The sequence below is a fragment of the uncultured Piscinibacter sp. genome (assembly GCF_937952055.1).
Taxonomy (GTDB): Bacteria; Pseudomonadota; Gammaproteobacteria; order Burkholderiales; family Burkholderiaceae_C; genus Piscinibacter.
Genome location: NZ_CALFYO010000018.1, coordinates 44,792 through 57,169 on the forward strand (window position 1 = coordinate 44,792; position 12,378 = coordinate 57,169).

General features: G+C 69.6%; 11 protein-coding genes. 9 read left to right on the forward strand and 2 right to left on the reverse strand.

The annotated features are described in order from the left end of the window. Nucleotides 1–91: 91 nt before the first annotated feature. From odhB to Q0599_RS07100, 4 genes are read left to right on the forward strand one after another with little or no spacing between them, the layout of a single operon-like run. A complete protein-coding gene (gene odhB, locus Q0599_RS07085; RefSeq protein ID WP_298827650.1) occupies nucleotides 92–1,351 on the forward strand; it encodes a 2-oxoglutarate dehydrogenase complex dihydrolipoyllysine-residue succinyltransferase in 1,260 nt (419 codons plus the stop codon). A 10-nt stretch (nucleotides 1,352–1,361) separates the two neighbouring features. Beyond that, the gene (lpdA, locus tag Q0599_RS07090; RefSeq protein WP_298827652.1) at nucleotides 1,362–2,792 is read left to right on the forward strand and encodes a dihydrolipoyl dehydrogenase; all 1,431 of its coding nucleotides are present in this window, start codon (nucleotides 1,362–1,364) and stop codon (nucleotides 2,790–2,792) included. A gap of 9 nt (nucleotides 2,793–2,801) precedes the next feature. After that, nucleotides 2,802–3,899, forward strand: coding sequence for a cell division protein ZapE (gene zapE / locus Q0599_RS07095; RefSeq protein WP_298827655.1), 1,098 nt, complete (start codon nucleotides 2,802–2,804; stop codon nucleotides 3,897–3,899). Continuing rightward, nucleotides 3,896–4,495, forward strand: coding sequence for a hypothetical protein (locus tag Q0599_RS07100; RefSeq protein ID WP_298827656.1), 600 nt, complete (start codon nucleotides 3,896–3,898; stop codon nucleotides 4,493–4,495). The genes zapE and Q0599_RS07100 overlap by 4 nt, the downstream gene beginning before the upstream one ends. 6 nt (nucleotides 4,496–4,501) lie before the next feature. Here Q0599_RS07100 and Q0599_RS07105 read toward each other — a convergent pair whose 3' ends face one another. Next, nucleotides 4,502–5,269 (reverse strand): protein phosphatase 2C domain-containing protein, encoded by a 768-nt coding sequence (locus Q0599_RS07105; RefSeq protein ID WP_298827658.1) that lies wholly within the window; start codon nucleotides 5,267–5,269, stop codon nucleotides 4,502–4,504. Between the two features lie 66 nt (nucleotides 5,270–5,335). Between Q0599_RS07105 and Q0599_RS07110 the strand changes: the two genes are divergently transcribed. Together Q0599_RS07110 and Q0599_RS07115 are read left to right on the forward strand one after the other, a co-directional pair. Further along, nucleotides 5,336–5,539, forward strand: a complete 204-nt coding sequence (locus tag Q0599_RS07110; RefSeq protein ID WP_298827661.1) for a YdcH family protein — start codon at nucleotides 5,336–5,338, stop codon at nucleotides 5,537–5,539. After that, entirely contained in the window at nucleotides 5,536–7,536 is a 2,001-nt protein-coding gene (locus Q0599_RS07115; RefSeq protein WP_298827664.1) for an ATP-dependent DNA helicase, read from the forward strand. The genes Q0599_RS07110 and Q0599_RS07115 overlap by 4 nt, the downstream gene beginning before the upstream one ends. 22 nt (nucleotides 7,537–7,558) lie before the next feature. Here Q0599_RS07115 and Q0599_RS07120 read toward each other — a convergent pair whose 3' ends face one another. After that, nucleotides 7,559–8,356, reverse strand: coding sequence for an outer membrane protein assembly factor BamD (locus tag Q0599_RS07120; protein ID WP_298827667.1), 798 nt, complete (start codon nucleotides 8,354–8,356; stop codon nucleotides 7,559–7,561). A gap of 38 nt (nucleotides 8,357–8,394) precedes the next feature. Here Q0599_RS07120 and Q0599_RS07125 point away from each other — a divergent pair, with 38 nt between their 5' ends. The 3 genes from Q0599_RS07125 (at nucleotide 8,395) to Q0599_RS07135 (ending at nucleotide 12,363) form a co-directional block, all read left to right on the forward strand. Beyond that, complete coding sequence (locus Q0599_RS07125) at nucleotides 8,395–9,354, forward strand: RluA family pseudouridine synthase (RefSeq protein ID WP_298827669.1); 960 nt, start codon at nucleotides 8,395–8,397, stop codon at nucleotides 9,352–9,354. A 268-nt stretch (nucleotides 9,355–9,622) separates the two neighbouring features. Next, nucleotides 9,623–10,438 carry an SMC-Scp complex subunit ScpB gene (scpB, locus tag Q0599_RS07130; RefSeq protein WP_298827826.1) on the forward strand — a complete coding sequence of 272 codons (816 nt, stop codon included), beginning with the start codon at nucleotides 9,623–9,625 and terminating at the stop codon, nucleotides 10,436–10,438. Beyond that, the gene (locus tag Q0599_RS07135; RefSeq protein WP_298827672.1) at nucleotides 10,435–12,363 is read left to right on the forward strand and encodes a pseudouridine synthase; all 1,929 of its coding nucleotides are present in this window, start codon (nucleotides 10,435–10,437) and stop codon (nucleotides 12,361–12,363) included. The genes scpB and Q0599_RS07135 overlap by 4 nt, the downstream gene beginning before the upstream one ends. Nucleotides 12,364–12,378 lie beyond the last annotated feature (15 nt).

The following is a 12,378-nucleotide window of genomic DNA, read 5'->3' on the forward strand; positions in this document are numbered from 1 at the left end:
GCGGCCAAGGGCGGCGCGCGCTGCGCGGCGCCGCCCCGGCGTGCCCTCGCACGCACGCGCGGCGTGAAACCGGATACCAGAAAGAACTGTCATGGCAATCGTAGAAGTCAAGGTCCCTCAGCTGTCGGAATCGGTGGCCGAAGCCACCCTGCTGCAGTGGAAGAAGAAGCCCGGCGAGCCGGTGGCGCAGGACGAGATCCTCGTCGAGATCGAAACCGACAAGGTGGTGCTCGAAGTGCCGGCTCCGTCCGCCGGCGTGATGGCGCAGATCGTGAAGGGCGACGGCGAGAGCTGCGTCAGCGACGAGGTCATCGCGCGCATCGACACCGAGGGCCAGGCCACGGCGAGCCCGCTGGAGGTCAAGCCGGTGGTGGCTTCCGCGCCTGCGGTGCCTGCCGCTGCGCCGGCCGCTGCCGCCAAGGCCGGCGTGGCGATGCCTGCCGCTGCCAAGCTGATGGCCGACAACCAGCTTGCGGCCGGTTCGGTGCCGGGCACCGGCAAGGACGGTCGCGTGACCAAGGGCGACGTGCTGTCAGCCGTGGCCGGCGCAGCGGCGGCGGCAGTGCCTGCGCCGGTGTCGGTGCCGGCTGCTCCGGCCGTTGCCAAGGTGCTGCCGGCGGTCGCCGCGCCGGTGTCGGTGAACCTGGGTGATCGCCCCGAGCAGCGCGTGCCGATGAGCCGGCTGCGCGCGCGCGTCGCCGAGCGACTGCTGCAATCGCAGGCCACCAACGCGATCCTCACCACCTTCAACGAGGTGAACATGGCGCCGGTGATGGAGATGCGCAAGCGCTTCCAAGAGAAGTTCGAGAAGGAGCACGGCGTCAAGATCGGCTTCATGAGCTTCTTCGTGAAGGCCGCGGTCGCCGCGCTGAAGAAGTACCCGGTGCTCAACGCCTCGGTGGACGGCAACGACATCGTCTACCACGGCTACTTCGACATCGGCATTGCGGTCGGCTCGCCGCGCGGCCTGGTGGTGCCGATCCTGCGCAATGCCGACCAGATGAGCTTCGCCGACATCGAGAAGAAGATCGCCGAGTTCGGCCAGAAGGCCAAGGACGGCAAGCTGTCGCTCGACGACCTGTCGGGCGGCACCTTCTCGATCAGCAACGGCGGCGTGTTCGGCTCGATGCTGTCGACGCCCATCATCAATCCGCCGCAAAGCGCCATTCTCGGGGTTCACGCGACGAAGGACCGCGCCGTGGTGGAGAACGGTCAGGTCGTGGTCCGCCCGATCAACTACCTCGCGATGAGCTACGACCACCGCATCATCGACGGCCGTGAAGCAGTGCTCGGCCTCGTGGCCATGAAGGAAGCGCTGGAAGACCCGGCTCGCCTTCTGTTCGACATCTGAGGACGGCACGATGAGCGCACAGCAATTCGACGTCGTCGTCATCGGCGGCGGCCCCGGCGGCTACATCGCGGCGATCCGCGCGGCGCAGCTCGGCTTCAACACCGCCTGCATCGACGAGTGGAAGAACGAGAAGGGCGGCCCGGCGCCGGGCGGCACCTGCACCAACGTCGGCTGCATCCCGAGCAAGGCGCTGCTGCAGTCCAGCGAGCACTTCGAACACGCCGGCCACGCCTTCGCCGACCACGGCATCGGCCTGAAGGATCTGAGCATCGACGTCCCGAAGATGCTCAAGCGCAAGGACACCGTCGTCAAGCAGAACAACGACGGCATCCTCTACCTGTTCAAGAAGAACAAGGTGAGCTTCTTCCATGGCCGCGGCTCGTTCGTGAAGGCCGACGCCGGTGCCTACGAGATCGCCGTGGCCGGCGACAAGCCGGCCAGCCTGCTGGCGAAGCAGGTCATCGTCGCCACCGGCTCCAATGCGCGGGGGCTGCCCGGCGCCGCCTTCGACGAGGACAGAATCCTCAGCAATGACGGCGCGCTGCGCATCGGCGCGGTGCCGAAGACGCTGGGCGTGATCGGCTCGGGCGTGATCGGCCTTGAGATGGGCTCCGTGTGGCGTCGTCTCGGGGCCGAAGTGGTCGTGCTGGAAGCACTTCCGGTATTCCTCGGTGCCGTCGACGAGCAGGTTGCCAAGGAGGCGCACAAGGCCTTCACCAAGCAGGGCCTGAAGATCGAGTTGGGCGTGAAGATCGAGTCGGTCAAGGCCGACAAGAAGGGTGTCAGCGTTGCCTACGCGAACGCCAAGGGCGAGGCGCAGACGCTCGCCGTCGACAAGCTGATCGTCTCGATCGGCCGCGTGCCCAACACTGTCGGCCTGAACGCGGAGGGCGTCGGCCTGAAGCTCGACGAGCGCGGTGCCATCGTCGTCGACGACGAATGCCGCACCAACCTGCCGGGCGTCTGGGCGGTGGGCGACGTGGTGCGCGGTCCGATGCTGGCGCACAAGGCCGAGGAGGAGGGCGTCGCGGTGGCGGAGCGAATCGCCGGACAGCACGGCCACGTCAATTTCAACACCATTCCCTGGGTGATCTACACCAGCCCGGAGATCGCCTGGGTCGGCCAGACCGAGCAGCAGCTCAAGGCCGCCGGGCGAGCCTACAAGGCCGGCAGCTTCCCGTTCATGGCCAACGGCCGAGCGCGCGCGTTGGGCGACACCACCGGCTTCGTCAAGTTCCTCGCCGATGCGGCGACGGACGAGATCCTCGGCGTGCACATCGTCGGCCCGTTCGCCTCGGAACTGATCTCCGAGGCGGTGGTGGCGATGGAGTTCAAGGCCAGCGCCGAGGACATCGCACGCATTTGCCACGCACACCCGTCGCTTTCCGAGGCCACCAAGGAAGCGGCCCTTGCGGTCGACAAGCGCACGCTGAACTTCTGAAGAGCCTGCATGGGCGTCCGCCAGCTGTACGAGCAGACGCTCGCCGAGCGCGGCTACGCGGCCGACCCCGCGCAGCTGCGCGCAGTCGCCGCGCTGGAGCGCTGTGAGAACGAGTGGGCCGACTACAAGGCCAGGCGGAGCAACGCGCTGACCAAGCTGATCGCGCGCCCGCCGATCCCGCGGGGCGTGTACATGTACGGCGGCGTCGGCCGGGGCAAGAGCTTCCTGATGGACTGCTTCTTCAACTCGGTGCCGCTGACCCGCAAGACGCGCCTGCACTTCCACGAGTTCATGCGCGAGGTGCACCGCGAGTTGCAGGACCTCAAGGGTACGGTCAATCCGCTGCAGGAGCTCGGCGCGCGCATCGCGCGGCGGCACCGGCTGATCTGCTTCGACGAGTTTCATGTCGCCGATGTCACCGATGCGATGATCCTGCACCGCCTGCTCGAATCGATGTTCGAGCATCGCGTGAGCATCGTGACCACCTCGAACTTCCATCCCGACGAGCTGTACCCGAACGGTCTGCACCGCGACCGTATCCTGCCGGCCATCGAGCTGCTGAAGTCCAGGCTCGAGGTGGTCAACGTCGAGCATGGCACCGACTATCGCCAGCGCACGCTCGAGAAGGTGGAGATGTACCACTGCCCGCTCGGGCCCGCGGCCGACGCGGCGATGACCCGAGCCTTCGAGCAGCTTGCCGAGGCGCGCGACGAAGATCCTGTGCTTCGCATCGAGCACCGAGAGTTGCGCGCGCGCCGGCGTGCCGGCGGCGTGGTGTGGTTCGACTTCAAGGTGCTGTGTGGCGGACCCCGGTCACAGAACGACTACCTGGAACTCGCCTCGCAATTCCACACCTTGCTGCTGTCCGGCGTGCCGCACATGCCGCTGCGCATGGCCTCGGAGGCACGGCGCTTCACATGGCTGGTCGACGTGCTCTACGACCGGCGCGTCAAGCTGATCATGTCCGCCGAGGTGCCGCCGCAGCAGCTCTACACGGAAGGGCCGCTGGCGCACGAGTTCCCACGCACCGTGTCGCGGCTGGCGGAGATGCAGTCTGCCGAGTTCCTGGCGCTGTCGCGTCGCACGGTGGACACTTCTCTCACATGAAGCTCCTCGGATGGCCGCTGGCGACCGCGCTGCTGTGCGGCGGCACGGCGGCCCCGGCGGCGCCGGAGACACGCACCGAAGACAGCGTGGAACGCGCACGCATCGCCCGTGAGCGCGACCAGGCCGCTGCGCAGTTCGAGCAGCGCAAGCGGGAGTGCATGCAGCAGTTTGCCGTGACCGCCTGCGTCGACGAAGCGCGTGCCACCCATCGCCAGACGCTGCTGCAGCTGCGCCGCGAGGAAGGCGTGCTCGACGAGGCGCAGCGCAAACAGCGCGCGCAGCAGCGCCTCAGGGCGATCGAGGAGAAGCGCCGTGCCGAGCAGGACCGCGCCTCCGCGCCGCCCGCGACGCGGCGTCCGCCGCCGCTGCAGGTGAAGCCGCCGCGTGCCGCGCAGGCCGCCAGCCGAGCGGCGGCGACGGATCGGCCTGCCAGTGCGCCGGACCGCTCCGCGGAGGAACTGCGCAGTCGCGAACGCTTCGAGGCGCGGCAGCGCGAGGCCCAGGCGCATCGCGACGAAGTGCAGCGCCGGCGCGCGGAACGCGAGAAGGCGGGCAAGAAGCCCTCGGCCCCGCTGCCTGACGCGGCAGCACGCTGAGGGCGTTCAGCCGAGCGGATCGACGCGGATCAGTGCGAGCGAGAGGTTGTCGCCGCCTCCGCGCGCGCGCTGACGCGCCTTGCTGACGAGCATCTCGCTGGCTTCGCGCGGCGGCAAAGCGTGCACGATGGCGCCGAGTTCGCGCGGGGTGAAGTAATGCCACAGCCCGTCGCTGCAGGCGAGCATGCTGTCGCCGACCTCGAGGTAGTCGATGTGGCCCACCGAGATCGGCGGGTCCTGGTGCGTGCCCAGGCAGCCGGTCAGCAGGTTGGACTGCGGGTGGTTGTTGGCCTCTTCCTCGCTGATCGAGCCTTCGGAGACGAGGCGTTGGACGTAGGAGTGATCCACCGTGCGCGAGACCAAGTCGGAGCCGCGGAAGTGGTAGATGCGCGAGTCTCCAGCATGCACATAGTGGCACTCGCGCGAGGGGCTGATGATGTAGGCGGCGACCGTGCTGTGCGGCTCTTCTTCCGAGGTGATTGCCGTCAGCTTGATCATCAGGTGCGCCTCGAGCACCAGTTGCTTGAGGGCTTCGGCGGTGTCGTCGCGAGAGGGCGCGAAGCGCTCGAAGATCTGCTGCGCCGTGAGGATCACCTGGTCGGCCGCCTTGCGCCCGCCGCTCTTGCCGCCCATGCCGTCGGCGAGCACGGCCATCACGCTGCCGGGCACGCGAAGGTGCGGAATGATCTGCACCTGATCCTGCTGGTAAGCCCGGTCGCCGCGATGGATGCCGGTGGCGGCGGACAGGCGGTAACCGACGGTCGTGGAGCTCATGGCCGAAAACTATAATCCCTCCCGCCTCCGGCGTCGGGGCGATTTCCGCGATTAAGTCGCGCGCCGATGGACGACAACCTGCATTCCCTGCCTCGAAGGCTGATCGAGCTGCGCATCGAGCATGCCGACCTCGACAACCTGATCGACCGCACGGTGATTGAACATCCGACCGACGAGCTCACGGTGCGCCGCCTGAAGAAGCGCCGCCTGGTGCTCCGCGACCTGATCGCGAAGCTGGAAGCCCAGCTCGAACCGCCCGAGCCGGCATGACGCCGGACCACGCATCGCCTCCGGGCTCCTTGGTGGCCGCTTCACGCGAGGCCTTGTCGGCGCAGGGCGCATTGGCGCAAGCCGACGCGCGACATGTCGAACGCGCCGTGCAGCTGACCATGGCTCAAGCGGTGGCCGAGGCCATCGAGACGCGCAGCGCACTCGTCGCCGAGGCCGGCACCGGCGTCGGCAAGACCTTCGCCTACCTCGTGCCGACCCTGCTCAGCGGTGCCCGCGCGCTGGTCAGCACGGCCACCAAGAGCCTGCAGGATCAGCTGTTCCTGCGCGACATCCCGCGCCTGCGCGATGCCCTGCAACTGCCGGTGAGCGTTGCGTTGCTGAAGGGCCGCGGCAGCTACCTCTGCCTGCATCGTCTGAAGCAGGCACGCCAGTCGGCCACGCTGCCTGACCGCTGGGCGGTGCGCACGCTGGCCAAGGTCGAGCAGTGGTCGCAGACCACCGCCAGCGGCGACCTCGCCGAGCTCGACGGCCTGGACGAGCGAAGCAGCGTGATTCCGCTCGTCACCTCGACGCGTGACAACTGCCTGGGCAGCGAATGCGCCGACTTCCGCGTCTGCCACGTGGTGAAGGCGAGACGCGAGGCGATGGCGGCCGACGTCGTGGTGGTCAATCACCATCTGTTCTTTGCCGACATGGCATTGCGAGACACCGGCGTGGCCGAACTGCTGCCCAGCGTCGAGGTGGCGGTGTTCGACGAGGCGCACCAGCTTGCCGAGGCCGGCGTGCAGTTCCTCGGCACCACGCTGTCCACGGCGCAGGCACTGGACCTTGCCCGCGACCTTCTCGCCGTGGGCCTGCAGCAGGCGCGCGGGCTCGCGCCATGGCAGGAGCTGCAGTCGGGCATCGAGAAGGCGGCGCGCGAACTTCGCCTGGCCGCTGCCGGGCCGCTGCGCGAACTGCGCGGCAGCCTGAAGCTGCGCTGGGAAGAGCGCGCGACGCGCGCTGACTTCGTCGAAGCCCTGCGGGCGCTGGGCCTTGCGGCCGATGCGGCCGGCGCAGCCCTGGATACGGTGTCGGAGCTGTCACCCGACCTGGGCAAGCTCGCCGAACGCGCCGGTCAGCTCGCCGTGCTCGCGGATCGCTTCGTCGCCGGAGCTGCGGAAGGCCGCGTTCGCTGGATCGACATCTCGCCGCATCAGGCGCGCCTGGTGGAGTCGCCGCTGGACATCCGCGAGGCGTTGGCCGAACAGATGGCCGCCGCGGGCAGGGCCTGGATCTTCACCTCGGCGACGCTGGGCGATGACGACGCGCTGAGCTGGTTCACCGAGCAGGCCGGGCTGAACGAGGCGCGCACCCTGCGCGTGGGCAGCCCGTTCGACTACGCGGCCCACGCACGCCTGTACATTCCCGCAGGCTTCCCCAAGCCGAACGAGGCGACGCATCCGTCGGCGGTGGCGACGATGGCAGCACGCTGCGCTCGCGCGCTGGGTGGCCGCACCTTCGTGCTGACGACCACGCTGCGTGCGCTGCAGGCGATCGCCGAGCGCCTGCGCGCCGAGTTCGAGGCGCAAGGCGACACGTTGCGCGTGCTGCAGCAGGGTGAGGCGCCGAAGCGCCAGCTGATGCAGCAGTTTCTCGCCGAGCCGCGTTCGGTGCTGGTGGGTTCGCAGAGCTTCTGGGAAGGCATCGACGTGCCGGGCGACGCGCTGCAGTGCGTGCTGATCGACAAGCTGCCGTTTCCGCCGCCGAACGACCCGCTGGTCGAGGCGCGCGTCAAGCGGCTCGAGGCCCAGGGCCGCAACGCCTTTGCCGACTACTTTGTCGCCGAGGCGGCGGTGTCGCTGAAGCAGGGCGCCGGACGGCTGATCCGCAGCGAGACGGATCACGGCCTGCTGGTGGTGTGCGACCCGCGCATGGCGGGCATGAACTACGGGCGGCGCCTGCGTGAGGCGCTGCCTCCGATGACACGCGTGGCCAGCGAGGCCGAGGCGCTGGCCTGGCTCGAGTCGCTGGCCGGCGAGGCACTGCCGTACTGAGCGTGCGCCAGCAGAGGCGCCGTCACTGGCGTTGCGGCGTGCCGCGTGCCTCGCTGGCGAAGCGGCTGTCGGGGAAGTTCTTCGCCAGCACGCGTTGAGCGTCGTCGCGCAACTCGGTCAGTCCGAGGCGGTCGTAGCTCTGCGCCAGGATGTGCAGGGCCTCCTCGGTGGCCGGCGAGTACTGGAACTCCTGCACCGCATGCTGCGCGCGGTTCGCGGCCGCGACGTAGGCGCCGCGCCGGAAGTAGTAGCGCGCCACGTGCACCTCGTAGGCGGCCAGCGAGTTGACGATGTAGTTCATACGGACCTGCGCGTCTTCGGCGTAGATCGAGCGCGGGAACTGGTCGACGAGCTGCTTGAACGACTGGTACGAATCCCGCGCGGCCTGCTGGTCGCGCTCGGACAGGTCCTGCGACGCCAGGCGGCCGAGGATGCCGAGGTTGTCGTTGAAGTTGATGATGCCCTGCAGGTACAGCGCGTAGTCGATGCCGGGGCTGGACGGATTCAGCTTGATGAAGCGCTCGAGGACCGACAGTGCCTCGGCGCGCTCACCCCCGCGCCACAGCACGTAAGCCCGCTCGATCTGCGCTTGCTGGGCGAGCGGCGTGCCGGCGGCGCGGCCCTCGAGCCGCTCGAGCAGCTTGGCGGCCTTGTCGTAAGCGCCGGCAGCCATCTCGTCCTTGGCCTCTGCATACAATTTCTCCGGCGACCACGAGACGCTCTCGTCCTGCGGCGCGGTGCCGCATCCCGCGATCACGAGGGCTGCGGCCAGCATGGCCGCACGCATGCCCAGCGGGCCGGTCAAACGCTTCACATCCATGGGCTGAGGCACCTCGCGCGCGTCGCGCGCCGTCGGTCATGACAAGAGAGCGCGATTATAGGGAAGAGACCCTGGACGACGGTGGCGAGAGCGAGCGTCGCGCCGGCGTCGCGCCGGTCGATTGGCATGGCCAGAGACTCGACAAGGCGTTGGTGGCAATGGCCCCCGAGTTCTCGCGCAGCCACCTACAGGGTCTGCTCGAGCGCGGCCATGTGTGGGTGGGCGGGGTGCAGGCGCGTGCCGCGTCGCAGCGTGTGCGCTGCGGCCAGCGCATCGAGATCGAGTTGATTGGCACCGAGGAGAGCCGCGCGTTCCGCCCCGAGGCGATGGCGCTGGCGATCGTCCACGAGGACGAGCACCTCCTCGTCATCGACAAGCCGGCCGGCATGGTGGTGCATCCTGCGGCGGGCAACTGGTCGGGCACGCTGCTCAACGGCCTGCTTGCGCACCATGCCGGCGCCAGCGCGCTGCCGCGCGCTGGCATCGTGCACCGGCTCGACAAGGACACCTCCGGGCTGATGGTGGTGGCCAAGACCCTCGTCGTGATGACGGCGCTCGTTCGCGCCATCGCAGGGCGTGCGGTGCATCGGCAGTACATGGCGTTGTGCCACGGCGAGCTGTCGACGGGCGCTTTCAGCATCGAAGCGCCGATCGGCCGCGATCCCCAGTCGCGCGTGCGCATGGCCGTGGTGGCTGGCGGCAAGCCGGCGCGCACGGACGTCGAGCGCGTCGCTGCCAGCGGAGGCTTCAGCGCGGTACGGTGCACATTGCACACCGGACGCACGCACCAGATCCGCGTGCACCTCGCCTCGCGCGGGCATCCGCTGGTTGCCGACGCACTCTACGGCGGCGCGCCTGCCCTGGGCATGGCGCGCCAGGCCCTGCATGCCTTTCGGCTCGGCTTCGTGCATCCGGTCAGCGGCGAAGACCTGCGCTTCGAGGCGCCGCCGCCGCCCGATCTGGCCGCGGCCTGGGGGCTGGTGACCGGCGCAGGCTGATTTGCGGCGCGAATGAGACACCTGCGGCGCCCGCTTGGGTACAATGCAATCCGACCCCCAGCCCGATTGCCCGAGCCGCCGCGATGCGCGGCCCCATCGGGAGTCCGGCTGCCAGGCCTTCTGATGCGCCCGGAGGCGCCTCAGCCCATGCCGCTGCGATGTGTGCGCGGCCCACTTGCCAGATGCAACGTGTCACCGCCCGAGCGGTGACGCTCGACACGAGCCCGAAGACCTGCCGGATGCACCGGCCGAGGATTTGACAGGATCCATGAACACACAGGATGCGAAGCGCGTCCTCGAGACCGCGCTCATCTGCGCCAGCCAGCCCATGCCTCTGCGCGACATGCGCACCCTGTTCAACGACGAACTGGGAGCAGATACGCTGCGCGCGCTGCTCGACGAACTGATGCGCGACTGGAAAGGCCGCGGTGTCGAACTGGTGGCGCTGGCTCACGGCTGGCGCTTTCAGAGCAGGCCCGAGATGCGCGAGTATCTCGACCGCCTCAACCCCGAGAAGCCGCCCAAGTACTCGCGCGCGGTGATGGAGACGCTGGCCATCATTGCCTATCGGCAACCGGTCACGCGTGGCGACATCGAGGACATCCGCGGCGTCACGGTGGCCAGCCAGATCATCAAGCAGCTCGAAGACCGCGGCTGGGTCGAGGCGATCGGATATCGCGAGGCGCCCGGTCGCCCGGCCCTGCTGGCCACGACGAAGCAGTTCCTCGACGACCTGGGCCTGGCCAGTCTCGAGCAGTTGCCGACCCTCGAGGGCGCTGCAGCGGCTGGCGCGTTGCTTGCCGAGGCATTGCCTGACCAGGCATCGCTGATCGAGGCGCAGGGTGCGTTGCCGCTGGACGGACCGGCCGACCTGCCGGGGGTCGGCGCGCTGCCGGCCGAAGGTGAAGCGCATGTGGTCGCCGAGGCGCTGGAGTCCGTCGCCACCGGCGAGGCCGGCCCGTTCGACGCGCCGAGCACTCCGGTCGCGCAAGACGTCGCCGTCGACCGAAATCATCCCGATCCCGATCCCGATCCCGATCCCGAGACTGCGGCCGACGCCGCTCCGCTGGAACCCCAAGCATGAACCTTCCTCCCGAGTCCAGGCCCGACACCCCCGAAGAACTGCTTGCGTCATCGCCCGAGCAGGAGACGCCCAAGCCGGCGCGCAAGCGTCGCGCATCGGTGAAGACCGTGGAAGCGCAGAGCGGCGACGTCGGCGAGGCCGCTGCGGTCGATGCCCCGAAGCCGCGGCGCCGCAAGGCCGCTGCGGCGACGCCTGCGTCTGGCGAGGCCCCGGTGGCGGAGAGTGTCCCCGCGGTGGCGCCTGGCGCGGCCGTGGCGGCGGAGATTGCTCCCGTGGCGGTGCCTGCCGTGGAGGCCGCATCGGTGGCGGAACAGCGTGCCGGCGATGTCGACGCCGACAGCGCGGTCGCCGAATCCAGCGGGACTCCGCCTTCCGAGGCGGAGGCCGGCGAATCCGACGAATCCGGCCGGCGCGGCCGGCGCCGCGGCCGGCGTGACCGGCGCCGCGGCGACGGGCAGGGCGGCGAGGCGCTCTCGCCGGAGGCCGCTCTGGCCGCTGCGGTCGAACGCACCGGCGAGGTGTTCGCCGAGGTCGTCTCGGGGGCCTTCGATGCCGAGGGCGAGGCCACTCCGGCGGCCACCGCCGAGGCTGCACCGACCGAAGCGCCCGAAGCGATCGACGGCGCGGAGCCCGGCGAGACAGAAGCGCACAAGCGCGTGCTCGCCGCGGAGCCCGACGCGCCCAAACTGCAGAAGGTGCTCGCCCAGTCCGGCGTCGGTTCACGCCGCGACATGGAGCAGATGATCACCGACGGTCGCATCACGGTGAATGGCGAGCCGGCGCACATCGGCCAGCGCATCTCCTTCGGCGACCGCATTGCGCTCGACGGCAAGCCCGTGAAGGTGCGCATCCAACCGCCGCCGGCACGCGTGATCGCCTACCACAAGCCGGTCGGCGAAGTCGTCACCCACGACGACCCGCAGCAGCGGCCGACGGTGTTCCGCCGTCTGCCCCGGCTGCAGCAGGGCAAGTGGCAGTCGGTGGGCCGTCTCGACATCAACACCGAGGGGCTGCTGCTCTTCACCACCTCGGGAGAGCTGGCCAACCAGCTGATGCACCCGCGCTTCGGCGTGGAGCGCGAGTACGCCGTGCGCGTGCTCGGCACGCTGGATGCCGACGCCAAGGCGCAACTGCTCGAGGGCGTAGACGTGGAGGGCCAGACGGCCAGCTTCCGCTCCATCGAGGATGGCGGCGGCGAGGGCGCGAATCACTGGTACCGCGTCGTCATCACCGAGGGGCGCAACCGCGAGGTGCGCAAGTTGTTCGATGCGGTGGGGCTGACCGTCAGCCGCCTGATCCGCATCCGCTACGGCAACGTCGTGTTGCCGCGCGGTCTGAAGCGCGGCGTGTGGGTGGACCTTGGCCCGGAAGACGTGCGCGCGATTCGTCGTCTGGCCAGCGGCGCCGGCCGCGAGCAGCCGCGCGGTGACGATCGCCGCGAGGCGCGCGGCAACAACAAGCCGCGCAACGAGCGTGGCGGCCATCCGAACGAGCGTGGCAATCGCGGCCAGCCGCAGCGCGGGCGGCAGGAGCCGCAGGTGGAGGATCGCGAACGCAGCGAGTTCGACGACGACGAGGAGTTCGACATCGATCCGATGAAGATCCCCAACCCGCTCGAGCAGACCTTCGACAAGCGCTTCGTGCAGAACCCGCGCAGCGGCGTCGGCGGCCGCGGCTTCGGGCGTGGCGGTGGCGGTTTCGGCCCCGGTGGCAGCGGCCAGCCCACGGGCGGCGCGAAGAAGGGCGGACCGAAGCAGCCCGATCCGATGCAGACCTCGGTGGGGTACATCGGCGCAGACGCCTTTCACCGCAAGGGCCGTGGCGGTCGCGGCGGACGAGGCGGCGGCGGCGGCGGCTTCGGAGGATTTGGTGGCGGTGGCGGTGGCGGCGGGGGCGGGGGCGGGGGCGGACGGCGAGGCCGCTGAATCCCCGTCGAGAGC

Bases quoted from the DNA above. Each gene is read 5' to 3' on its own strand.
- odhB (WP_298827650.1), top strand. From the start codon at position 92: ATGGCAATCGTAGAAGTCAAGGTCCCTCAGCTGTCGGAATCGGTGGCC.
- lpdA (WP_298827652.1), top strand. From the start codon at position 1,362: ATGAGCGCACAGCAATTCGACGTCGTCGTCATCGGCGGCGGCCCCGGC.
- zapE (WP_298827655.1), top strand. From the start codon at position 2,802: ATGGGCGTCCGCCAGCTGTACGAGCAGACGCTCGCCGAGCGCGGCTAC.
- Q0599_RS07100 (WP_298827656.1), top strand. From the start codon at position 3,896: ATGAAGCTCCTCGGATGGCCGCTGGCGACCGCGCTGCTGTGCGGCGGC.
- Q0599_RS07105 (WP_298827658.1), bottom strand. From the start codon at position 5,269: ATGAGCTCCACGACCGTCGGTTACCGCCTGTCCGCCGCCACCGGCATC.
- Q0599_RS07110 (WP_298827661.1), top strand. From the start codon at position 5,336: ATGGACGACAACCTGCATTCCCTGCCTCGAAGGCTGATCGAGCTGCGC.
- Q0599_RS07115 (WP_298827664.1), top strand. From the start codon at position 5,536: ATGACGCCGGACCACGCATCGCCTCCGGGCTCCTTGGTGGCCGCTTCA.
- Q0599_RS07120 (WP_298827667.1), bottom strand. From the start codon at position 8,356: ATGGATGTGAAGCGTTTGACCGGCCCGCTGGGCATGCGTGCGGCCATG.
- Q0599_RS07125 (WP_298827669.1), top strand. From the start codon at position 8,395: ATGACAAGAGAGCGCGATTATAGGGAAGAGACCCTGGACGACGGTGGC.
- scpB (WP_298827826.1), top strand. From the start codon at position 9,623: ATGAACACACAGGATGCGAAGCGCGTCCTCGAGACCGCGCTCATCTGC.
- Q0599_RS07135 (WP_298827672.1), top strand. From the start codon at position 10,435: ATGAACCTTCCTCCCGAGTCCAGGCCCGACACCCCCGAAGAACTGCTT.